Annotated in this window: 14 protein-coding genes and 1 pseudogene; 14 read left to right on the top strand and 1 reads right to left on the bottom strand. The window is 37.8% G+C overall.

Annotated elements, in window-relative coordinates; genetic code table 11:
* The first annotated feature begins 397 nt into the window (after nt 1-397).
* The 5 genes from CJ739_RS12695 (at nt 398) to CJ739_RS12710 (ending at nt 6,420) form a co-directional block, all read left to right on the top strand.
* Entirely contained in the window at nt 398-3,451 is a 3,054-nt protein-coding gene (locus tag CJ739_RS12695; RefSeq protein WP_117175929.1) for a SusC/RagA family TonB-linked outer membrane protein, read from the top strand.
* 10 nt (nt 3,452-3,461) lie between these two features.
* Complete coding sequence (locus CJ739_RS12700) at nt 3,462-5,234, top strand: RagB/SusD family nutrient uptake outer membrane protein (RefSeq protein ID WP_117178960.1); 1,773 nt, start codon at nt 3,462-3,464, stop codon at nt 5,232-5,234.
* An 11-nt stretch (nt 5,235-5,245) separates the two neighbouring features.
* On the top strand, nt 5,246-6,073 hold the full coding sequence (locus CJ739_RS12705) for a PKD domain-containing protein (RefSeq protein WP_117175931.1): 828 nt from the start codon (nt 5,246-5,248) through the stop codon (nt 6,071-6,073).
* An 83-nt stretch (nt 6,074-6,156) separates the two neighbouring features.
* Entirely contained in the window at nt 6,157-6,288 is a 132-nt protein-coding gene (locus CJ739_RS20715; protein WP_257791450.1) for a hypothetical protein, read from the top strand.
* Nucleotides 6,289-6,318: 30 nt separating this feature from the next.
* A complete protein-coding gene (locus tag CJ739_RS12710) occupies nt 6,319-6,420 on the top strand; it encodes a RagB/SusD family nutrient uptake outer membrane protein (RefSeq protein WP_236951505.1) in 102 nt (33 codons plus the stop codon).
* A gap of 80 nt (nt 6,421-6,500) precedes the next feature.
* On the opposite strand, the gene CJ739_RS20355 is transcribed toward CJ739_RS12710, so the two are convergent.
* Complete coding sequence (locus CJ739_RS20355) at nt 6,501-6,959, bottom strand: hypothetical protein (RefSeq protein ID WP_162880209.1); 459 nt, start codon at nt 6,957-6,959, stop codon at nt 6,501-6,503.
* Nucleotides 6,960-7,382: 423 nt separating this feature from the next.
* Here CJ739_RS20355 and CJ739_RS20630 point away from each other — a divergent pair.
* The 9 genes and pseudogenes from CJ739_RS20630 to CJ739_RS12750 form a co-directional block, all read left to right on the top strand.
* Nucleotides 7,383-8,726 (top strand): annotated as a pseudogene (locus CJ739_RS20630) (sugar porter family MFS transporter); the annotation flags it as partial.
* An 18-nt stretch (nt 8,727-8,744) separates the two neighbouring features.
* Entirely contained in the window at nt 8,745-10,301 is a 1,557-nt protein-coding gene (locus tag CJ739_RS20635) for a glycoside hydrolase family 32 protein (RefSeq protein WP_257791462.1), read from the top strand.
* 14 nt (nt 10,302-10,315) lie between these two features.
* On the top strand, nt 10,316-10,495 hold the full coding sequence (locus CJ739_RS20360; protein ID WP_162880210.1) for a hypothetical protein: 180 nt from the start codon (nt 10,316-10,318) through the stop codon (nt 10,493-10,495).
* A gap of 83 nt (nt 10,496-10,578) precedes the next feature.
* Complete coding sequence (locus CJ739_RS12725) at nt 10,579-12,909, top strand: glycoside hydrolase family 3 C-terminal domain-containing protein (protein WP_117175936.1); 2,331 nt, start codon at nt 10,579-10,581, stop codon at nt 12,907-12,909.
* A 401-nt stretch (nt 12,910-13,310) separates the two neighbouring features.
* A complete protein-coding gene (locus CJ739_RS12730) occupies nt 13,311-14,195 on the top strand; it encodes a carbohydrate kinase family protein (protein WP_117175938.1) in 885 nt (294 codons plus the stop codon).
* A gap of 553 nt (nt 14,196-14,748) precedes the next feature.
* Nucleotides 14,749-17,079: a glycoside hydrolase family 3 C-terminal domain-containing protein gene (locus tag CJ739_RS12735; RefSeq protein ID WP_117175940.1), complete on the top strand. Its 2,331-nt coding sequence runs from the start codon at nt 14,749-14,751 to the stop codon at nt 17,077-17,079.
* A gap of 337 nt (nt 17,080-17,416) precedes the next feature.
* Complete coding sequence (locus CJ739_RS12740) at nt 17,417-20,140, top strand: hybrid sensor histidine kinase/response regulator transcription factor (protein WP_117175942.1); 2,724 nt, start codon at nt 17,417-17,419, stop codon at nt 20,138-20,140.
* Nucleotides 20,141-21,074: 934 nt separating this feature from the next.
* Complete coding sequence (locus CJ739_RS12745) at nt 21,075-24,146, top strand: SusC/RagA family TonB-linked outer membrane protein (protein ID WP_117178962.1); 3,072 nt, start codon at nt 21,075-21,077, stop codon at nt 24,144-24,146.
* 10 nt (nt 24,147-24,156) lie between these two features.
* Entirely contained in the window at nt 24,157-25,929 is a 1,773-nt protein-coding gene (locus tag CJ739_RS12750; RefSeq protein WP_117178964.1) for a RagB/SusD family nutrient uptake outer membrane protein, read from the top strand.
* Nucleotides 25,930-25,936 lie beyond the last annotated feature (7 nt).

The raw sequence follows: 25,936 nt of genomic DNA on the forward strand, positions 1-25,936 counted from the left end.
GGTAATACATTTAATTATTTGATTTTCAGTTGTTTGTGTGGATTATTGTTGCTTTTTGTTTTTTTATGCAACATGAAACAAATCTTAATATCTATAAAGTGTTAAGGGTATAAATTGCGTAAAGGTTTAGTTAACAATCTATTTTGTTAAACTGATATTCAATTTAAACTAAATACACCACCACATGAACAGAAAAAAATTACTCTATCCCATTACTACAACTTTGGCAGATTTCTTATTTGGTTTTGACACCTTAGTCATATCCGGAGAAAAAAAAACTATAACTTTTATGGTACTCTTCAAGTAGGTTCCATGGTACCGAGGGCTTTGGAATTCTTATAGCATTTTTTAAATTATTTATTAACCAATTAAAATTAAACTAAATAACAACTTAATTATGAAAATTAGATTAATCTTTTATTTATTGCTGTTTGGATCATTTATATCCATATCGGCTCAAGAAATTCAGATAAATGGGACTATTAAATCGGCAGTCGATGGACTTCCTTTAACTGGAGTTAATATTATTATTAAGGGGACGACAACAGGGGCGCAAACAGATTTTGATGGAAATTTTTCTATTAATAGCTCTAAGGGAGATATTCTTGTTATCTCTTATCTAGGTTATGTTACTAAGGAAATAACCATAACAAACCAAACGAACTTAGTTGTCTCACTTGCTGAAGATACTAGAAGCTTAGACGAAGTTATAGTAGTTGGTTATGGTAGTAAATCTAAAACCAAGCTAATCTCGGCAGTTTCAACGATTGATGAAGAAGCTTTAAAGAGGCAACCCGTGCCTAATGTGAGTAATGCTCTTGAAGGGTTGGCTTCTGGGCTTTTTGTCCAACAAAGTTCTGGCGAACCTGGATTTAGTAACTCCAGTTTTGAAGTTAGGAACTTTGGAAGCGCATTGGTTATAGTTGATGGTGCCCCCGGAGATTTAAACCAACTGGATCCCAACGAAATTGAAAGTATTTCAGTACTGAAAGATGCCGCTGCTGCTGCAGTTTATGGGGTTCAAGGTGGTAATGGGGTCGTTTTGATTACCACAAGAAAAGGAAAAGTTGGCCCGCCCAAATTGTCATATAGCAACCAATTTACATATACAACCCTTACGTCCTATCCAGAATTTTTAAGTTCAGCAGACCGTGCAGAAATATTAAATGAAGGTTTAAGAAACGCAGGTCAAGGTCAGTTCTATACAGATGAAGAGGTTAATTTATTTCGCTCTGGCGCAGACCCAATAAATTATCCCAATACAGATTGGAGAGATTTGGTCTTGAAGGATTGGGGGTTTCAACAACAGCATAACCTGAACTTATCGGGAGGAACAGAAAAAGTTAAATATTTCGTGTCAGCTGGATATATAGATCAAGGTTCCAATTATACGGAGGATGTACTGTCCTTTCAACGATATAACTTAAGAACTAATGTAAATGCCGATGTTACGGATTATTTAAATTTAACGGTTAATATGGGGGCGCGTAGGCAAATTTTTGAAGCCCCTGGATATTCTGCCTTCGATGTTTTTAGGGAATTAAGTAGGTCACTGCCTTCGGATTTGGCTTATTACCCTGATGGAACACCTGCAAGGCCTAGTACGACTCCCTTTCATGTAGTTGAGGGAATGAGAGATTTTAATGTAGGCTATTTTAGAGCAAGAAATAATAATTTTGATGCTAAAATATCTTTGGAATGGGATGTCAAACAGGTTAAAGGGCTTAAGTTAAAGTCTTACGCCTCCTTAGTTTATGGTAATTATTTCACTAAAGATTGGGGTAAAAGTTTTGATCTTTTTACTTTAAACAGGCAAACAGGAAATTACGATGTATTTCGATCCACACCACCCGGTTCATCAAGTGAAACTATTCTAACCCAAAGTACAAGTTATAGTAACCACTATGTTTTACAAGAGTCTATCAATTATGAACGCACTTTTGGAGACCACAACGTGTCTGGATTGTTATTAGCAGAAATACAAAAAATACAAGGCCAGGATTTTAATGCCAGCCGCCAGGATTTCCAATCTACATTTATAGACCAACTTTTTGCAGGTTCTATAGAAAATCAACGGGCTAATGGAGGTGAGTGGCGTGAAAACCGTTTAGGCTTTGTCGGTAGGTTTAGTTATGATTATAAGTCTAAATATTTTTTAGAATCTACATACAGGTATGATGGGTCTTCAAGATTCGCACCTGGTAATGAATATGGTTTGTTCCCATCCATGTCGTTAGGTTGGAGACTATCCGAAGAATCGTTTTTTGAGCCTTTAAAAAATACGATTTCAAATTTAAAATTAAGAGCATCCATAGGAACAGCCGGTAACGATGGAACCTCGGCATACCAATGGTTAAGCGGGTTCAATTATAATCTGTTTTTTGCTATAAATGATGCGGCTATTCCAACAATTGATAATACCGCTTTGCCAAATAGGGATATTACATGGGAAACAAGTACAACATATGATGTCGGCTTGGATTTGGATTTATTTGATAACGATCTTAAGTTTTCATTTGATTATTTTTTCAGAAAAAAAGAAGACGTTATAGCTGGAGCTAATGCAAGTGTGCCTAGTACCTTAGGGGTAGGTTTAGCAGCCCAAAATTTCCATGAATACTCAAATGAAGGGTTTGAGTTTTCAATCGATTATAGTAAGCAATTAAATGATAACCTAAAAATTAGTGCTTTACTAAACTTTTCAAAATCCAGGGAAAGAGCAGTGTTTATTGATGAAACGCTTCATGAGGATCCTTTCATGAGGGCAAATTTAACCCAAACAGGGGGTTTTACAGGTCTGCGTAGAGGCTATATTTCTGATGGGCTTTTTCAAAGTCAGGAAGAAGTAGATCAATGGGCTGTGCAAGACAATAATGGAAATACTAGTTTACAACCCGGGGATGTAAAGTATGTTGACTTAAATGGTGATAATATAATTGATGTAAGAGATCAAAAAGTATTTGGTCAGGGCAGTAAACCTTCCATGAACTATTCCCTGAATTTAGGAGCAGAATATAAGAATTTTGCTTTATCGGTTTTATTAACAGGTGCAGCAGGGTATGATATTTATTTAGATGGTGAAGCCCAGAGCCCTCTGCGTAATGGTTTTAATGGGTATGATTATCAATTGGATTATTGGACACCAACCAATACAGATGCGGCTTTTCCTAGAATAACAGATGGAGGGTTTAATGACAACAACTTCAGGCACTCTGATTTTTGGTTAAGAAACGGTAAGCATATCCGATTTAAAAATATTAATCTAAGTTATACGCTTCCAAAACGTAAAGAGAATGCAACGTTTGATGAAATAAAACTGTTCTGTACAGGGCATAATTTATTTGTCATCAAAGATTTTGATGAAGATTTTGACCCTCAAATGGGTGCAGCCCAAGGTTTTTATTATCCGCAAACTAAATCTATATCTTTTGGTATCAATGTATCACTCTAAAAAACTTACTATGAAACAATTAAATTTAATATTAGCAGCAATACTAACGGTCTTTTTTATGGTATCGTGTAGTGATGATTTCTTGAATCAACCTCCATTGGATAGAATAACCGAGAACGATGTATGGAACGATAAAAACTTAATGGATGCCTATCTATTTAAAATCTATGACAGAATGCCATGGGATTATCTGGAAGATTTTTGGGGTGTTGGTGGCTCTCAACGGGATGCACTGTCAGATTTAGCCAGAGGTACTTATTCATGGACAAGTCTTAATAACACTTTTAGACCTGGAAACTGGGGAACATCAAATAATACTTGGCCCTTAGACTGGTGGGGGTATGATGTTTTATGGAAAATCAATTATTCCATAGAAAATATAGAAAAAGCACCAACCAGTGTTTTAACAACAGAAGAACGTAATAATCGTTTAGGAGAATTGCATTTTTTGAGGGCATACAGTTATTTTGAATTGGTGAAGCGTTATGGAGGCGTACCAATTATACTTGAAGCACAAGACCCGGAAACAACTCCGGAAGATGAGTATTTCCCGGAAAGAAATACTGAAAAAGAGGTGTATGAACAAGTACTGACAGATACGCAATTAGCTTTCGATTTATTGCCAGACCGCTGGGCTTCGCAAAGAGGAAGAGCTCCAAAGTGGGCAGCAAAAGCCTTAGAATCCAGAGCAGCTTTATATGCAGGTAGTATTGCAAAATATGGTACAGTACAATTAGATGGATTAGTTGGTATTCCTGCTACAGAAGCCGATGCCTATTACCAAATTTCATTGGCCGCTTCTCAAAAGATAATCAATGAAGCTGGATATCAACTGTTCAATAAATATCCAAACGCCAGTGACAATTATGCCCATTTATTTCTTGACGAAACGGATGACGAGACCATTTTCATGAAAATATGGATTCCATTTGAAAAAGGCCATTCTTACGATTTGCACAATGTGCCTTACAGTTACAGGGTAGATTGGGGTGGAAGTATGTCGCCTACAAAACAACTTCTGGATAGTTATGAAATGTTTGATACTGGGCTGTTGCCAAGTGAACCTGGTTCAGGCTATGATGAAAATAATCCTTTTGAAAATCGTGACCCGCGTTTAAGGGGTACTTTACTGACCAATAATGACACCTTTCAAGGCTTGCCTGTTGAATTATGGTATGGCACAGAAACTAATGGTAGTATAGATACCAATCGTGGTACAGGTGTAGGAAAAGATGGTTTAGGGATACATCCAGATGCAACAAAAACAGGATTTTATATTAGAAAACATTTGCAAGATGGGGGCGCTCCATTATTTATTAAAGAATATTATTCTGGAACAGATTGTATCGTCTTCAGGCTTGGGGAAATATATCTCAATGCGGCAGAGGCAGCTATTGAACTAAATATGGAAAGCGCTGCCAGAGATTATATAGAACCTATAAGAACCCGTGCCGGTTTGCAACAAAACCTTCGTTTGGAACCCTACTCAGGATTGGATTTAAGAGATCGCATACGTAATGAAAGAAAGCTTGAAATGGCATTTGAAGATCAACGTTATTGGGATGTGAAAAGATGGCGTATTGCCACTGAAGCTTTAAGTATTCAAGTAGAAGGTTTGAAAATACTTAGACATATTGATGGGTTTGGCAATGAGACATTCAGCTATGAAACATTTGATGCCGAAGCAGCAAAAATGAATTTTTATGAACGCCATTATTACTTGCCAATAGGTCAGGATAGAATTAATAATAATAACAAACTTAAGGAGAATCCTCTTTATTAAAATTTAAAAAGATGAAGACAACAAAATTTTTAAGCAGATTTTTAATGCTGGTAGTTATTTTAATTTCTAATGCTTGTGGTAATGATGATGACCTTGTAGCTAAGGTTCCCACAAGCGAAGATGCAGCATTCTCATTTACATTTGATGGAGAAAACCCAAATAAAGTATTATTTACCGCCGGTCCTGGAATGGAAACTTGGTATACCCATTGGGATTTTGGTGATGGTTCTTCAGCGGAAGGATTAGAAGCAAGTAAAATTTATTTAAAAAAAGGGGATTATGATGTTAGACTCAAGATTTTTACCAATGGAGGCACTGCAGAATCAGTACAAACCGTAGTTGTTAATGAGGATTATAAAGGTCCTAATATATTACAGAATGGAGCATTTAATGGGATGGATTCTTGGGAAGTTTTACCAATTTCAAATGGTGTAGAGGTATCCTTTGACAATAATGAAGCACATTGGACTGGTGGCGGTTGGGGACATATAGGTATTTATCAACCCGTTGAGATATTAGCCAATAACCTGTATCAAATTTCTATGGACATCAAAGGAGGTCCTTTGTCAGATTCTTGGTTTGAAGTTTATGTTGGAAAGGTAGTTCCAGTATCAGGTTCAGACTATAACGATGGCGGTATAAGATTGGGATTAAATACCTGGGCAGGCTGTGGAGGAGAACCTTTTGAAGGCGACTTTGCAGAAATTAGTTGTGTAGGTACGGGTACATTTGAGTTTTCCACAGCTGGAACAGTATACTTAGTGATTAGAGGAGGCGGTGGAAATTATGGAGCCAATGGTGTTACAATTGATAACGTGGCCATTCGTTCACTTGAATGATCCGAGGTATTGCTTCCTTTGTTGGGCGCAAAATTATCTATTGAAATAACAGATCTTACAGCATCATTTTCAAATACTTCTTAATGATACAAGTTACAATTGGGGGTTTTGGAGATGGTGCTGTACTTCTACTGAAGCAAACCCATCGTATGCATATACTGCCAGAGGCGTTTATTTCCGTTATATCTTCTTTTTATCAAAAAAAGCCCATATAACCACAATCTGATTGCTATTTTCAAAGAAAAGTGTATCAAACACGCCTATTCTCGAAAAGGAATTATTGGATGCCTATTCCCCAAGCAGAAATTGATATTAACCCTGACTTAGTCCAGAATCCATATTGGTAGGAGGTCGCTAGCTTTCTGTGTTTATTATTAAAAAGAAATAGTTTGAATTGGTTTAGTTAAAGTCCCTGTTAGGTATATCTTTAACAGGTTTGTAAAAAGGCTCCTAAAAACATAATAGGAGTCTTTTTTTTGGATATAAATTTTGGCTTTGATTTTAAAATATATTGTTTTATTGTTTTGAATACTGAAGTCATCTGGACTTTATAAAATTCTCTTATTCCAATTACAATAAAAATCAGATTATTAAAGCCTTTCCAACTACTCTTATCGTAATGCCAAACCTGTTCAGTATTGAGCGAAAATATCTGTTTTAGGTCTTGTACGCTCCTTGTCCCATCTTTCATTGTACAGTTCTTTGTTAAAATAGTTATCCCTATTCCTGTTCTCTTTACGCTTGTTGAAGCATATATTAACAATGAAACCCGTAGCCTACATCGCCGCCTTAATTTTTGGTTGTCAAAGCAGCATTGTCTTAACATCACTTCAATAGAGCTAAAAACTGTTTTGTAGTGCAATACTTCGTCTATAAATGTTTTCATTGAATTCCATTTTTAGCTTATACAGAATCAAATTGACAATCTCATATAGAAGGCTTGGATTTTAACCCTTCATTTTTTTCAAAAAAGTCCAGATATTTAATTAGATATTATCCAGAGAAGTCAGCTTTCAAAAAACAGTTCAAAATTTGCAAAAACAGTACTTAAAGGATTTGTATCCTAGGTAACATTTTTATATTCTTTGTATTAAAACACAAAGAATAATTCCATTTTGTTCTATGAAATGTGTTTTTAATTATTTGATTTTTAGGTGCTTGTGTGAGTTGTTGCTGTTTATTTGTTTTTTAAATATCATGAAACAAATCTTAATACCAGTAAAGTGTTAAGGGTATAAATTGCGTAAAGGTTTTATTAAAAATCTATTTGTTGAACTGATATTCAATATAACGCTAAATATATTACCATATGAACAAAAAGATACTAATCTGGTCCATTACTGCTGCTTTGGCAGGTTTCTTGTTTGGATTTGACACCGTAGTCATATCCGGAGCTGAAAAAGATTTACAACTTTTATGGGATTCTTCAGATATGTTCCATGGTGTTATAGTAATAGGTATGGCATTATGGGGTACTGTTATAGGAGCCGTTTTTGGAGCTGTTCCAACTAATAGAATTGGGCGTAAAAACACATTGATTTGGATAGGTATCTTTTATACTGTTTCAGCTATAGGATCGGGCTTGGCCAATGATCCATGGACATTTGCAATTTTTAGGTTTATAGGAGGGCTTGGAGTAGGAGCCTCAACCATAGCGGCTCCAGCGTATATTTCAGAAATTGCACCCGCAAAAGATCGAGGTAAACTAGTAGGACTATACCAATTTAATATTGTTTTTGGTATTTTAATTGCCTTTTTATCGAATTACTTACTTAGTGATTTAGGAGAAAATGCATGGCGTTGGATGGTAGGTGTTGAAGCTATACCTGCAGCTGCTTATACCTTATTTGCTTTAGGCATTCCCAAAAGTCCAAGGTGGTTACTCACAAAGTTTAGGAAATCGGAAGCCAAAAAGATACTTCAAAAAGTAAACCCCAATCTTGATCCTGAAAAGTTAATGATGGAAATTCAGGAGGAGATGGATAATATGGTGCCTCATGAGAATGTATTCCTTAAAAAATATAGATTCTCTTTAATATTGGCATTTTTAATTGCTTTTTTTAATCAGCTATCAGGTATTAACGCTTTATTGTATTATGCGCCGAGAATTTTAACCGAAGCTGGGCTTGAAGAAAGTTCGGCACTTTTAAGTAGTATAGGTGTTGGTGTTACAAACTTACTTTTTACGCTTTTGGGAATTCTACTTATAGACAGGTTGGGAAGAAAGCAATTAATGTATATCTGTTCCTTTGGTTACATTATTTCTTTATCGTTAGTGTCCATGGCTTTCTTTTTCAATTGGGAGGGAAGTTCCATGCCCATATTTCTCTTCATGTTTATAGCCGCACATGCCATTGGGCAGGGCACGGTGATTTGGGTGTTTATTTCAGAAATTTTCCCTAATCATTTAAGAGGTTCAGGACAATCGTTCGGTAGTTCGGTACATTGGGTGCTGGCAGCAGTGGTTCCGTCTTTAGTTCCTGTATTGTTTTCTACAATAGGAGCGGGAATGGTATTTCTTTTCTTTGCCATAATGATGGTGTTCCAATTACTCTTTGTAGCCTTTATGATGCCTGAGACCAAAGGGATTACCCTTGAAGAATTAGGTAAAACATTATCTAAAAATAATAAAATAGAAGGTTTAAAGAAAGTCGCTACTGTTACAATTGTAATGTTTTTAATTGTCTCATGTAAAAACATTCCAGATAGTAAAGCACAAAATTTAAATATTTCTCAATCAGAAGAAGCTTTATACCGTCCTAATTTTCATTTTACACCAAAAGAGCATTGGATGAATGATCCCAATGGAATGTTTTTTTTAAATAATACTTATCACTTATTCTTCCAATACTATCCTGATGGTAATAAATGGGGCCCTATGCATTGGGGCCATGCTACTAGTAAAGACTTAATAATATGGGAAGAACAACCTATTGCCCTATATCCAGATGAATTAGGCTATATTTTTTCTGGAAGTGCTGTTGTAGATACAGAAAACACCTCCGGATTTGGAAATGGAACAATACCTCCTATTGTTGCTATTTTTACTCATCATGACCCTGTGAAAGAAAAAGAAGCTAAGGTAGAATTTGAAAACCAGAGTATAGCATATTCTCTAGATAATGGAAATACATGGATTAAATATGATAATAATCCCGTATTAAAAAACCCTGGAATTAAAGATTTTAGAGATCCTAAAGTTCTTTGGGATGAAAAGCATCAACAATGGGTAATGGCTCTTGCTGCTAATGACAGAATAAAGTTATATAGTTCTATAGACTTAAAAGAATGGCATTTTCTTTCTAATTTCGGAAACGGTTTAGGAGCTCATGGAGGCGTATGGGAATGTCCAGATTTCTTCCCCATGCAAGTTGAAAATTCTACAGAAATGAAATGGGTACTGCTTCAAAGCTTAAATCCTGGAGGACCTAATGGGGGTTCGGGAACGCAATATTTTATAGGTGATTTTGATGGAAAAACATTTAGCCTGGATCCGTCTTTTAATAATGATTTAGAAAGCAAAAAGGCTCTTTGGATTGACTTCGGTAAAGATAATTATGCTGGTGTAACTTGGTCTAATATCCCAAGTACAGATGGTAGGAAATTGTTTTTAGGCTGGATGTCCAATTGGCAATACGCACAACAAGTACCTACTGAAACTTGGCGAAGTGCCATGACAACCCCAAGGGAAATAACTCTGGTAAAGAATGAGGGTCGATATCGATTAAAATTTTTACCTGTAAGAGAATTACAAAATTACGTGTCCAAAACCATACGTAAAAATAAGATTTCAATAACAGACAAAACAGTTGTTGCCAAGTCCCCATTAGTGGATTTTACAAAAGCTGATATACAGTTTACCGTTTCAGATTTAAAACAAGATGTTTATACATTTTGTTTAAGCAATTCAAAAGGGGAATCTATAACGTTTGGATTGAACAAGATAGACCATTATTTTTTTATAGATAGGTCTAAATCAGGAAACATCTTTTTTTCTGAGGACTTTGCAAAAAATATTTCAAAAGCACCATTTAACAAGGACATAAATGATCTAGATGTAAGAATCATTTTAGATAAAACTTCTATTGAACTTTTCTATAATAATGGTACAATGGTTATGACAGAGATATTTTTTACGACACAACCGTTTGACTCGTTTTCTATAAAAGCGAATACCACCTCTCCTGAAATAGAGAACATGATTATTAAACAATTAAAAATAAACTAAATAACACCTCGATTATGAAAATTAGATTACCCATTTATTTATTGCTGTTTAGCTCGTTTTTGTCCGCAACACCTCAAGATATTGAATTAAAAGGAGTTATTACGTCTACTGAAGACGGATTCTCCTTATTAGGGGGGGCTGTAGATTGGTTCGAAATCCCGACTGAGACAACAATAAAGCAAAACTGTAAATAATAATTCCATAAAGAACTAAGTAAGTGATTGGTAAAAACCATTCTTCAATGAACTAAATTTATAAACAAATAAAAATACCAACTATGAAGTTTACATCAATATATTCCGTTTTAGCGATCCCCTTTTTTGTGTGGGGATGTCAGAGTCAGCAATCCATTTCCAATAAAACACCAGAAGAACAGGCAGAAGCCTTACTTCCGAAGTTGAGCCTGGACCAGAAGGTCAGTTTGGTAGTGGGAATGGGCCTGCCGGGAGACGAGGGTCTGATAGAAAAGGTAATGGGTGCAGCAGGCAATATTCAGGACTTTCCTGACTTGAGTTTACCTAGGGTAGTACTTGCCGACGGCCCTGCCGGATTACGTATTCAGCCAGTCAGGGACAGTTCTGATACGAAAAGGTATTATGCTACAGCTTTTCCAATCGAAACGTCTTTAGCCGCAAGTTGGGATACGGATCTTGTAACCGGGGTTGGTAAAGCGATGGGGCATGAAGTAAAGGAATACGGAGTGGACGTATTATTGGCTCCGGGGATGAATATTCATCGTAATCCTTTAGGGGCAAGAAATTTTGAGTATTACTCTGAAGACCCCCTGCTTAGTGGAAAGATGGCTGCAGCGATGGTTAATGGGGTAGAGTCAAACGGCGTTGGATGCTCGATCAAACATTTTGTGGCCAACAACCAAGAGACTAACAGAACTACTATAGATGCTCTGGTCAGCGACAGGGCACTTCGGGAAATTTATTTAAGGGGTTTTGAGATTGCAGTTCGTGAGGCTCAGCCTTGGACAGTGATGAGTGCCTACAACAAATTCAACGGAGCCTACGCTTCGCAGAGATATGATTTATTGGAATCCATACTAAGGGACGAATGGGGGTTTAACGGACTCGTCATGACTGATTGGTATGCAGGTGACGATGCGGTTGTTCAAATGGAAGCAGGTAATGATCTCTTGATGCCGGGAGTTCCTGCACAAAAGGAACGCATAAAAGAGGCCATAATTAGTGGTGAATTGAGTGAAGATACCCTTAATAAAAATGTTAAACGCATCCTGACCTTGATCTACAGATCTCCTGCTGCACAGAAATATGCCTATTCTGATGCACCCGACCTGAAAGCCAGTGCCCAGATTGCCAGACATGCTGCCACCCAGGGGGCTGTCCTTGTGAAAAATGAAGGTGCTTTGCCACTTGCTTCGGAGGTGAAGAACATTGCTGCGTTCGGAATAGGATCGTATGATTTTATATCAGGTGGTACAGGTAGCGGTGACGTCAATGAAGCCTATGTAGTATCTATGGTTCAGGGATTGGAAGCTGCAGGCAACCCAGTAGATCAGGAATTGAAAGTCCAATATGAGCAATATATTAAAGATGAAAAAGCCAGACTATCTGGACTGGAATGGTATGATAATTCAAAACCAATTGCCGAAAAACCGTTAACCAAGGATCAGGTTAAAGCGAAAGTCAAATCAACAGATGTTGCTTTGATCACGATTTCCCGCAACTCCGGAGAAGGCGCTGATAGAAAACTTGAAGGGGACTTCTATCTTACCGATGTAGAAAAAAGTATGATCCAGACGGTATCGGAAGTATACCGTAAGCATGGAAAAAAAGTAGTTATGGTTCTTAACATAGGAAATGTGATTGAAATGAAAAGTTGGATGGATCAGGTAGATGCCGTATTAATTACTTGGCAGGGCGGCCAGGAAGCAGGCCATGCAGTAGCCGACCTAGTGCTTGGTAAAGTAAATCCATCGGGCAAGCTGCCCACTACATTTCCGGTAAATTATGATGATGTACCGAGCTCAAAATATTTTCCCGGAGAAGAGGTTCCAGGTGCAGAGCCTATTCGTATGCAGGGGGTGTTTGGTTTTGCAGTGCCTTCTGAGGTGAAGCACATTGAAGGCATCTACGTAGGGTATCGCTATTATCAGACATACGATGTGCCGGTTGCTTTTCCATTTGGGCATGGTATTTCTTATACTGATTTTTCAATAAACGATTTGAAACTCAGCGATGATACCTTTAAAAAGGAGCTGAACTTTGAAGTGAAGGTCACCAATACAGGAACTGTTGCCGGTAAAGAAGTAGTCCAGGTCTATGTCGCTGCACCAGGTAGGGATCTGCATAAACCGGAGCAAGAACTTCGGGCTTTTGCAAAAACCAGACAATTGACAGGAGGTGAAGCACAGACCTTATCGTTTTCATTATCAGCTAGGGATTTGGCGTCGTTTGATACCGATCGAATGGCTTGGATAGTGGAGCCAGGTACTTATGAGCTACGGGTTGGATCTTCAAGTGCCAATATTGTCCAATTAGCAACATTTACTGTAGCCGATGAAATAATTATAGAAAAGGGATTGACCCGATTGGCAGAGGGGATAAAAATTGAAGAGTGGGGTGGCCCTGCTAATTAGTTTGTGGTTGGGTTAGTTAAGACCGGGTGCGTCATACATCCGGTTTTTTTTATTGCCCTGCTAATCGCTTTTATAGGGGTTGATGGGTTAACCGAGCCAAACAAAGGGCTTGATTACGTGGATCGTGGGATATAGCTATCGATGTGGCAACTTTCATATTGTATAATGAGCCTTTTCTAAGAGGAACCAGACTGCGGTCAATGTTGATTGATCACAGTAATGTGAAGCTCACGCAACTACAGGTAAATAAATTGGCAGAATGGTTTTTCGAAGAAAATGGTGCAAATATTTATGATTGATTGCACAAAATAATAAATATGTTTAGAGTTAGTTTTTTTATTTAGTTAAACCAATTCCAGAAGTCTTATTATTGATTCTTCTGGAATTTAAATTTTAATTGCATGTCAAAAGTAGTATGTTTTGGAGAAGTATTATGGGATGTATTTCCAACCAATAAAAAAATAGGAGGAGCGCCCTTAAATGTTGCTAATAGATTGCAAGCATTAGGGAATAATGTTACCATGATTAGTGCTATTGGTCAAGGTAAAAGTGGGGCTGAATTGCTTAAACACATTAAAGACGTAGGTATTGATACTAGCTGTATTCAAGTGAACAATGAGTACAAAACCGGCAAGGTAAAAGTGATGCTAAATGATAAGGGGTCGGCGTCCTATGATATTAAATACCCAAGGGCTTGGGATAAAATAAGGTTAACAGAGATAAACAAAGGTGCTGTTAAGAATTCTGATGCGTTTGTTTTTGGCAGTTTGGCAGCAAGAGACGAAAGTTCTAGAAGCACATTGTACAAACTCATAGAACTTGCCAAATACAAAATTTTTGATCTTAATTTAAGGCCACCATACTACACTAAAGAGGTGTTGGTTCATTTAATGAACAAAGCCGATTTTATAAAATTCAATGATGATGAGCTTTATGAAGTGAGCAAATTATTAGGTTCAAAATATTTGTCATTGGAGCAGAACATATGTTACATTGCCGAAATAACCAATACGAAGCAGATCTGTGTTACCAAAGGGCATCATGGGGCCGTACTGATGTATGATGGTACATTTTATTACAATAGTGGCTTCATAATAAAAGTAATTGATACGGTAGGAGCGGGCGATTCATTCTTAGGGTCGTTAATAAGCCTCCTATTACAGAAAGTCAGTCCACAAGAAGCCATAGATTTTGCCTGTGCCGTCGGAGCTTTGGTTGCTCAAAGCGAAGGCGCCAACCCAATGATATCCCGTGAAGAAATCGGTGCGTTTATAAATCCTTGCTAAGAAGTGTCTCGTCCTGATAGCTACAAGACAATCCCACTTTTACTATAAATCCATTAACTAAACCCAAACTCAAACCGATACAAAATCGAAATAGTGGTACAATACTGAAAGTTATAAATTATAATATTCCCATTTAGTCATCATTTTTTTGTTTGAAAAATGCACAATAGCAATGGTTCAAAGATGAAATTCTAAAATTGCAAGAATTTGATACAGCGTCGAAATGAGTGGAAACGTTTTCAAAATAGCTTAGAGGTAAAATTCAGGTGATGGACAAAGGCATTCAAATATTATTGAATGTGGTTTGCCACCACAAGGGAAAAGGACTGACGCATGTGGTAGTTTTGAAGAACCCCTTGAGGAAATGACTAAGATAGTCATGAAACAGAATTTTTTGTATGAATTATTTACTTAAAACAAATTTTGAGATGAAGTTACCAGAAGGGGTGGTTACCATAAATAATGTAACTGGCGAGGTGACAAAAAACCCAGAATACTATGCCATTGGTCATATGTCTAAAAATGAACTAAATTAATAAATAAAACACCAACTATGAAGTTTAAATCAATACTTACCATTTTAGTAGTCCCTTTTTTTGTGTGGGGATGTCAGAGTCAGCAATCCATTTCCAGTAAAACACCAGAAGAACAGGCAGAAGCCTTACTTCCGAAGTTGAGCCTGGACCAGAAGGTCAATTTGGTAGTGGGAATGGGATTGCCGGGAGACAAAGGCCTGGTAGAAAAGGTAATAGGCGCAGTAGGTAATATTCAGGATATTCCTGATCTGAACGTTCCACGAGTAGTACTTGCAGACGGTCCCGCAGGATTACGTATTCAGCCAGTCAGGGACAGTTCTGATACGAAAAGGTATTATGCTACAGCTTTTCCAATTGAAACATCTTTAGCCGCAAGTTGGGATACGGATCTTGTAACTGGGGTTGGTAAAGCAATGGGGCATGAAGTAAAGGAATATGGAGTGGATGTGTTATTGGCCCCAGGGATGAATATTCATCGGAATCCATTAGGAGCAAGAAATTTTGAATATTACTCTGAAGATCCTCTGCTGAGTGGAAAGATGGCCGCAGCGATGGTTAACGGGGTAGAGTCAAACGGAATTGGATGTTCAATCAAGCATTTTGTGGCCAATAACCAAGAGACCAATAGAACAGCATTGAATGCTTTGGTTAGCGACCGGGCACTTCGGGAAATTTATTTAAGGGGTTTTGAGATTGCAGTCCGTGAGGCTCAACCTTGGACAGTGATGAGTGCCTACAACAAATTCAATGGAGCCTACGCCTCACAGAGATACGATTTATTGGAATCCATACTAAGGGATGAGTGGGGGTTTAACGGACTCGTTATGAGTGATTGGTATGCAGGTGATGATGCGGTTGCTCAAATGGAAGCAGGTAATGATCTCTTGATGCCGGGAGTTCCTGCACAAAAGGAACGCATAAAAGAGGCAATAATCAGTGGTAAATTAAGTGAAGATACCCTAAATAAAAATGTTAAACGCATTCTGACCTTGATTTACAAATCTCTTGCTGCACAGAAATATGCTTATTCTGATGCACCCGACCTGAAAGCCAGTGCTGAGATTGCCAGACATGCTGCCACCCAGGGGGCTGTCCTTGTGAAAAATGAGGGCGCTTTGCCACTTGCTTCGGAGGTGAAGAACATTGCTGCGTTTGGAATAGGATCGTATGATTTTGTGTCAGGTGGTACAGGTAGCGGTGACGTCAATGAAGCCTATGTCGTGTCGATGGTTCAGGGATTGGAAGCTGCGGGCTATCCAGTAGATCAGGAATTGAAAGTCCTATATGAACGATATATTAAAGATGAAAAAGCCAGACGACGAAAACTGGAGTGGTATGAAGAATCAAAACTAATTGACGAAAGACCGCTAACCGAAAATCAGATTAAAGAGAAAGCTAAATTGACAGACGTTGCTTTGATCACTATTTCCCGTAACTCCGGTGAAGGTGCAGACAGAAAAATTGAAGGGGACTTCTATCTTACCGATGTGGAAAAAAGTATGATCCAGACGGTATCAGAGGTATATCATAAGCATGGAAAAAAAGTAGTTATGGTTCTTAACATAGGAAATGTGATAGAAATGAAAACCTGGGTGGATCAGGTAGATGCCGTACTTATAGCTTGGCAGGGCGGTCAGGAAGCTGGTCATGCCGTGGCCGATTTGGTTTTGGGTAAAGTAAATCCATCAGGCAAGTTGCCCACGACGTTCCCAGTGAGCTATGGCGATGTACCGAGCTCAGAGTATTTTCCAGGAGAAGAGATTCCGGGTGCAGAGCCTATTCGTATGCAGGGGGTATTTTTTCCTGCAACACCAGCTGAGGTGAAGCACAATGAAGGCATTTACGTAGGGTATCGTTATTATCAGACATACGATGTGCCAGTTGCTTTTTCATTTGGACATGGTATTTCTTATACTACTTTTTCAATAAATGATTTGAAACTCAGTAATAATACTTTTGAAAATGAACTGAACTTTGAAGTGAAAGTCACCAATACAGGAACTGTTGCGGGTAAAGAAGTAGTCCAGGTCTATGTCGCTGCACCAGGTAAGGATCTGCATAAACCGGAGCAGGAACTTCGGGCTTTTGCTAAAACCAGACAATTGACAGGAGGTGAAACACAGACCTTATCATTTTCATTATCAGCTCGGGATTTGACGTCATTTGATACCGATCGAATGGCTTGGATAGTGGAACCAGGTACTTATGAGCTACGGGTTGGATCTTCAAGTGACAATATTGTCCAGCTAGCAACATTTACTGTAGCCGATGAAATAATTGTTGAGAAGGGGTTGACGCGATTGGCAGAAGGGATAAAAATTGAAGAATGGCGTGGACCTACTAATTAGTTTGTGGTTGGGTTAGTTAAGACCGGGTGAGTCATACACCCGGTTTTTCTTTTTTCCATAATCCACGACAGGCTGTATCCAACAAGTTGAACCAAAAGATTATTTAGGTCAATTGTTAATCAATTATTTTGTAATTTGTTCCGCATATATTTGCTTTTTTCCAATAGAAGTGATTTAAACTTTTTTGATTGAAGCGAAAATTAACCCTTTTGAGTCTAATCGAGGGCTTTTTTGAGTTGCGTAGCAGGGCTACGGAAGGAAAAAAAGTAAAAAAGTAGGCTCAAAAAGGCAATTTTTTAGCCAATTGAGAAAAGTTTAAATTACTTCATTAATTTAAATGATGAAGTTAACAAGAATAGTGCTTTTTATTCTATTTTCCATTGTATTATTCTCTTGTGAGCCTGCCAATAAGAAGAAATTTAAAATTGGGGTTTCACAACCAACAATGAATGATAACTGGAGACGAACCATGTACAATGAAATGCAGCGTCAATTGTTATTCCATGAGGATATTGAATTGGTGTTGAAGCATGCCAATCACGTAGTAGGTATACAAGTGCGTCAGATTCAGGAATTAGTCAATGAAGATATCGATTTGTTAATTGTCTCTCCCTCAGAATCACAACCATTAAAACCGATCATTGAATCTGTATATGCAAAAGGCATTCCAGTTGTTTTACTGGACAGAAGAATAGAATCGGATCAATATACAGCCTATATTGGAGCAGACAACCAATCCATTGGTCAAGAAGTGGCCAGATATACATATGGGCTTTTAAATAGCAGTGGAAGAGTACTTGAATTATACGAAACGCCTCGGGTAACCGCTTTTTCAGAAAGACATACAGGCTTTCAGTCACAGATAAGGAACTATGCTGATATTAAAGTGGATACATGCCGTGCGATATTGCATCATGGGACAGCCGACTATATAGATCTTATTCGGAAAAATCATTATGACGTTATATTTTCACATACCGATGTAGGAGCATACCTTGCCCACCAGATTGCCGATTCCCTAGAGCTTGCAGCTGGGATTGATTTTATAGGGATCGATGGGTTGCCCGGGCCAAATGAAGGACTGGATTATGTGGATCGTGGGATATTGAAAGCGTCCTTTTTGTATCCGACCGGAGGTGATGTCGCTATCGATGTGGCAGCTTCCATATTGCATAATGAGCCCTTTCAAAGAGAAACCAGACTCCAGTCAATGGTGATTGATGCCAATAATGTGAAGCTCACGCAACTACAGGTAAATAAATTGGCGGAGCAGCACAACGATATTCTAAGCCTAGGGGAAAAGCTGAACGGGATAAGAAATGTGTACAGGACAGAGCGGATGCTTAATTATTTGTTTGCAGCGGTGACGTTCATAGCTATTGTCTTAGGAGCATATGCCTTCAAGTCATTGGTGGATAAAAGAAGAACGAACAAGGAACTGGCAGCTATCAACGAAAAGGTGGTAGCTTATTCCAATCAGGCAGAAGAAGCAAACCAACAAAAACTGACCTTTTTTACCAATATTTCACATGAATTCAGAACCCCACTAACGTTGATACTTTCCCCAATAGAAGAACTACTGGAACGAAGGGATCTTGGTCATGTGCGAAAAGAGCATAACCTTATAAAATCCAATACCTTGAGGTTGCTTAGGTTGGTGAACCAGATTATGGACTTCAGAAAGATAGACGTTGGAAAAATGCAAATACGCGTGACCGAATCTGATTTGGTGGCTTTTGTCGAAGAAGTGGTGGACGCTTTCCAAAGACCAGCCCAAAAGCAAAGGATACAGTTGATGTTTAGCCATGAAAAGGATGTCATCCCGTTGTGGTACGATCGCAATATGTTGGATAAGGTTCTCTTCAATCTTTTGTCAAATGCAATGAAGTTTACCCCAAAAGGAGGGCATATCAATGTGAAAATGGAGCATAACCACTTAGAGGGACATGTGCTGATTGTGGTTGAAGATTCAGGTGTGGGAATGTCCGAGGTAGATCTGGAAAATGTCTTTAGTAGGTTTTATCAAGGTGAACAAAACCGGACGCTTGGGACAGGAATTGGTCTAGCGCTTTCCAAAGAGATTATTCAATTGCATCAAGGGGATATATCGGTACAAAGTGTAAAAGGAAGAGGTACACGTTTTGAAATTAAGTTAAAAACCGGAAATGCTCATTTTGATGAATCCCAACTTATTAAATCCATGGACGATCAAGTGTTCGAAGATTCATCCATGATGGAATTTGACATGGCGGAAATATCGGAAACTGATGAGAATCCGAATGTTCAACTCAAAGAACACACGCTACTGATTATTGAGGACAATCCCGAACTTAGAAAATATCTGGTGCAGCGACTGAGGCAAAAGTATAATATTGTGGAAGCCGAAAGAGTGAAAGAAGGCATACTTAAAGCGCAAGAAGAGATACCAGATTTGATTATTTGTGATCTCATGCTTAAAAAAGAAAGTGGCCATGATGTGATTAGAACACTGAAATCTGACGTTCGATTCTCCCACATTCCCATTATTGTGCTGACAGCAATGGCGGACATTAACGAGCGCATTGCAGGAATAAAGCTGGGAGCAGATGATTATATTACAAAACCATTTAACTACAACCTACTGGCAGAAAGAATTAATACCTTGCTGATCAGCCATCAAAAGTTACGCGAACACTATACCATCGAGCTTCCATCAAAGCCACGACAAGTTCCTTTATCGAGTCTGGAAAAGAAATTCATTAACCAGTTTGTTGCCATAGTGGAGGAGAATATTTCCAACTCGGATTTTGGTGTGAATGATATTTACCAGAAGTTAGGTCTATCAAGGATACAGCTTTACAGAAAAGTAAAAGCGGTGCTTGGGTACAGTGTTAATGATTATATCAACAGTGTCCGTCTAAAAAAAGCCAAGCATTTGCTTACTTCGTCGGACCACACTGTTTCTGAAATTGCTCATTTGGTAGGATATTCTTCTGCGCCCTATTTTTCTACAGCCTTTAAGAATCAATTTGGCATAACGCCAACAGAGTTCAAACTGAACCCGAAAGATTCGGCTTCCTAACCAAGATTGAAATCCAATACATAGAAAAAGATTTCGTTTTAAATGAAGTACATTCAACTGGCCGGAACAATTAGCCAGAGGAACTAAACATTATTTTAGCACATGACATAAATCCAAATATATTCAAATGTCAGTCTGGTCCTTTCGCAAGCTGCGCTTTTATCTTCAAATAAAAACACATTTTCATTTTCGATAATGCTCAAGATAAACTAAAGTCGAAACCCTTGTCAAGCCCCTTTTTGTATCTAGAAAGTTTAAATGGAGTAGGTAGAGTCTATAACTTATTGGCAACCGCCTGTTATATAATCAAGAGGTTTAGTCAAGAATAATCTGAAGTTGATTCAAAATTAAATAATTGATACAGAATTGAAAGGTTCAGAATTCGATATTTCTATTTTCACATACATTTTTTTGCCTAAAAGACGCATAATAGCAAAGGATTGGAAGGGAAACTATAAAATCACAAAATTTTGATACAGAGTCGAAATGAGTGAAAACGTTTTCAGGATACCTTACATTCAAAATTCAAACAATGGATAGAAAAATCCAAATATAATCAGATGTCAGGAGTTTGTCGAAGCTATATGCAGAAGTGTTGGGGATTGGACTTCGATAGGTTTTAATGCGACACGCTTCAATTTTTATCATGTACTAAATAACTAATTATAAAAGAAAAACAACTAAATAAATAATAACCACTAAACTATAGACCAATGAATAATAACAACTAAACAATCAATATCGAGTTGAACATACAGAATCACTCGAAACTTCGATTTAAGAAACGGTTCATGCTGTAATATGGACTGTTAAATGAACTACAAAAACATAAACTTAGGGATATGAAACACCTGTGAGAATGGCATTCGCGCACACGAGGATGATTATTCAGGGTGTTCCATCTGAACAAATTAAAACAAACAAAAGTAAACAGATGAAAAATAAAATACTATTAAAAACATTATGGGGTATTCTTGCCTTGTTATTTTCTGCCAATGGCTTGTTGGCACAGGAAATACCGATACAGGGAAAAATAACCTCCTCTGATGACAATATGCCATTACCTGGCGTTACGGTAATTGTTAAAGGTACAATGAACGGAACCACATCCGATTTTGATGGTAATTATAACATCAATGTGTCCTCCCCAAATTCCATATTGGTTTTTAGTTCCGTAGGCTTTGTTTCCAAAGAAATTAAGGTAGATGGGCAAAAATCCATCAATGTTTCTTTACAAACCGATATAGCCGCCTTGGACGAAGTTGTAGTGGTTGGTTACGGCAGTACATCTAAGACCAAGCTTATTTCAGCAGTTTCAACGATTGACGAGGAAACTTTAAAAAAACAACCTGTGCCTAATGTGAGTAATGCTCTTGAAGGGTTGGCTTCAGGACTTTTTGTCCAACAAGGTTCGGGCGAACCTGGATTTAGTAATTCCAGTTTTGAAGTTAGAAACTTTGGAAGCGCATTGGTTATAGTAGATGGTGCCCCCGGAGATTTAAACCAACTGGATCCCAACGAAATTGAAAGTATTTCAGTACTGAAGGATGCCGCTGCTGCCGCAGTTTATGGGGTTCAAGGTGGTAATGGGGTCGTTTTGATTACCACAAGAAAAGGAAAAATTGGCAAACCCAAATTGTCGTATAGCAATCAATTTACATATACATCCCTTACATCTTATCCAGAATTTTTAAGCTCGGCAGATCGTGCAGAAATATTAAATGAAGGTTTAAGAAACGCAGGGCAAGGTCAGTTCTATACAGACGAAGAGGTTGATTTATTCCGCTCTGGCGCAGACCCAATAAATTATCCCAATACAGATTGGAGAGATTTGGTCTTGAAGGATTGGGGGTTTCAACAACAGCATAACCTGAACTTATCGGGAGGAACAGAAAAAGTTAAATATTTCGTGTCAACTGGATATATAGATCAAGGTTCCAATTATACGGAGGATGTGCTGTCCTTTCAACGATATAACTTAAGAACGAATGTAAATGCCGATGTTACGGATAACTTAAACCTAACGGTTAATATGGGGGCACGTAGGCAAATTAATGAAGCTCCGGGATATTCCGCATTCGATGTTTTTAGGGAGTTAAGTAGGTCACTGCCTTCAGATTTGGCCTATTACCCTGATGGAACACCTGCAAGGCCTAGCACGACTCCCTTTCATGTAGTTGAGGGACTGAGAGATTTTAATGCAGGTTATTATAGAGCAAGAAATAATAATTTTGACGCTAAAATATCTTTGGAATGGGATGTCAAACAGCTTAAAGGCCTTAAGTTAAAGTCTTATGCCTCTTTAGTTTATAATAATCATTTCAACAAATCTTGGGGTAAGAGTTTTGACCTTTATACGTTAAATAGGCAAACAGGAAATTACGATGTATTTCGATCAACACCACCGGGCTCACCAAGTGAAACTATTCTAACCCAAAGCACAAATTATAGTAACCACTATGTTTTACAAGAGTCTGTCAATTATGAACGAACTTTTGGAGACCACAATGTGTCTGGGTTGCTATTAGCTGAAATACAAAAAATACAAGGCCAGGATTTTAATGCCAGCCGTCAAGATTTCCAGTCTACATTTATAGACCAACTTTTTGCAGGTTCTATAAAAAATCAACGGGCCAATGGAGGTGAGTGGCGTGAAAACCGTTTAGGCTTTGTCGGTAGGTTTAGTTATGATTATAAGTCTAAATATTTTTTAGAATCCACATACAGGTATGACGGGTCTTCAAGATTCGCACCTGGTAATGAATATGGTTTGTTCCCATCTATGTCATTAGGTTGGAGACTATCCGAAGAATCGTTTTTTGAGCCTTTAAAAAACACGATTTCAAATTTAAAATTAAGAGCATCCATAGGAACGGCTGGTAACGATGGAACTTCGGCATACCAATGGTTAAGTGGTTTCAATTACAATCTGTTTTTTGCTATAAATGATACGGCTATTCCAACAATAGACAATACCGCTTTGCCAAATAGGGACATTACATGGGAAACAAGTACAACATATGATGTTGGCTTGGATTTAGATTTATTTGATAACGATCTTAAGTTTTCATTCGATTATTTTTTCAGAAAAAAAGAAGACGTTATTGCCGGGGCCAATGCAAGTGTGCCCAGTACCTTAGGGGTAGGTTTAGCAGCCCAAAATTTCCATGAATACTCAAATGAAGGGTTTGAGTTTTCAATCGATTATAATAAGCAACTAAATGATAACCTAAAGATTAGTGCCTTGTTAAACTTCTCAAAATCCAGGGAAAAAGCAGTGTTTATTGATGAAACACTTCATGAGGATCCTTTTATGAGGGCAAATTTAACCCAGACAGGGGGCTATACAGGTCTGCGTAGAGGCTATATTTCTGATGGCCTTTTTCAAAGTCAGGAAGAAATAGACCAATGGGCAGTACAGGACAATAATGGAAATACTAGTTTACAGCCTGGGGATGTAAAGTATGTTGACTTAAATGGTGATAATATAATTGATGTAAAAGATCAAAAAGTATTTGGTCAGGGCAGTAAGCCTGCCATGAACTATTCCCTGAATTTAGGAGCAGAATATAAGAATTTTGCTTTATCGGTTTTATTAACAGGTGCAGCAGGGTATGACATTTATTTAGATGGTGAGGCCCAGAGCCCATTGCGTAATGGTTTTAATGGGTATGATTATCAATCAGATTACTGGACACCAACCAATACAGATGCGGCTTTTCCTAGAATAACAGATGGAGGGTTTAATGACAACAACTACAGGCACTCTGATTTTTGGTTAAGAAATGGTAAACATATTCGATTTAAAAATATTAATCTAAGTTATACGCTTCCAAAACGTAAAGAGAATGCAACGTTTGATGAAATAAAACTGTTCTGTACAGGGCATAATTTATTTGTCATCAAAGATTTTGATGAAGATTTTGATCCTCAAATGGGTCCAGGTAACGGTTTTTATTATCCGCAAACTAAATCTATAACTTTTGGTATCAATGTATCACTCTAAAAAACTTACTATGAAACAATTAAATTTAATATTAGCAGCAATACTAACGGTCTTTTTTATGGTATCGTGCAGTGATGATTTCTTGAATCAACCTCCATTGGACAGAATAACCGAGGAGGGTGTATGGAATGATAAAAACTTAATGGATGCCTATCTATTTAAAATTTATGATAAAATGCCATGGGATTATCTAGATGACTTTTGGGGTGTTGGCGGCTCTCAACGGGATGCACTGTCAGATTTAGCCAGAGGTACTTATTCTTGGACAAGTCTTAATAACACTTTTAGACCTGGAAACTGGGGAACATCAAATAATACCTGGCCCATAGATTGGTGGGGGTATGATGTTTTGTGGAAAATCAATTATTCCATAGAAAATATAGAACAAGCACCAACCAGTGTTTTAACACCAGAAGAACGTAATAACCGTTTAGGAGAATTATATTTTTTAAGGGCATACAGTTATTTTGAATTGGTAAAGCGTTATGGAGGCGTACCAATAATACTTGAAGCACAAAACCCGGAAACAACTCCGGAAGATGAGTATTTTCCAGAAAGAAATACTGAAAAAGAGGTGTATGAACAAGTACTGGCAGATACGCAATTAGCTTTCGATTTATTACCAGATCGCTGGACCTCGCAAAGAGGAAGAGCTCCAAAATGGGCAGCAAAAGCCTTAGAATCCAGAGCAGCTCTATATGCAGCCAGTATCGCAAAATATGGTATGGTACAATTAGACGGACTAGTGGGTATTCCTACTACAGATGCCGATGCCTATTACCAAATATCATTGGCCGCTTCTCAAAAGATAATCAATGAAGCTGGATATCAACTATTCAATAAATATCCAAACGCCAGTGACAATTATGCCCATTTATTTCTTGACGAAACGGATGACGAGACCATTTTCATGAAAATATGGATTCCATTTGAAAAAGGCCATTCTTACGACTTGCATAATGTGCCTTATAGTTACAGGGTAGATTGGGGTGGAAGTATGTCACCTACAAAACAACTGCTGGATAGTTATGAAATGTTGGATACTGGGTTGTTGCCAACTGAATCAGGGTCAGGCTATGATGAAAATAATCCTTTTGAAAATCGTGACCCACGTTTAAAAGGGACTTTACTGACCAATAATGATATTTTTCAAGGCTTCCCTGTAGAATTATGGTATGGTACAGAAACTAATGGCATTATAGATACCAATCGTGGTACAGGTGTAGGGAAAGATGGTTTGGGGATACATCCCGATGCAACAAAGACAGGTTTTTATGTTAGAAAACACTTACAGGATGGGGGAGCTCCATTATTTATTAAAGAATTTTATTCCGGTACAGATTGTATCATCTTCAGGCTTGGGGAAATATATCTAAATGCGGCAGAGGCAGCTATTGAACTAAATATGGAAAGCGCTGCCAGAGATTATATAGAACCCATCAGAACCCGTGCCGGTTTGCAACAAAACCTTCGTTTGGAACCTTACTCAGGATTGGATTTAAGAGATCGCATACGTAATGAAAGAAAGCTTGAAATGGCATTTGAAGACCAACGTTATTGGGATGTGAAAAGATGGCGTATTGCCACTGAAGCTTTAAGTATTCAAGTGGAAGGTTTGAAAATACTTAGACATATTGACGGATTTGGAAACGAGACATTTAGCTATGAAACATTTGATGCCGAAGCAGCAAAAATGAATTTTTATGAGCGTCATTATTACTTGCCAATAGGTCAGGATAGAATTAATAATAATAACAAACTTAAGGAGAATCCTCTTTATTGAAATTGAA

The sequence above is a fragment of the Mariniflexile sp. TRM1-10 genome, from assembly GCF_003425985.1.
Lineage (GTDB): Bacteria > Bacteroidota > Bacteroidia > Flavobacteriales > Flavobacteriaceae > Mariniflexile.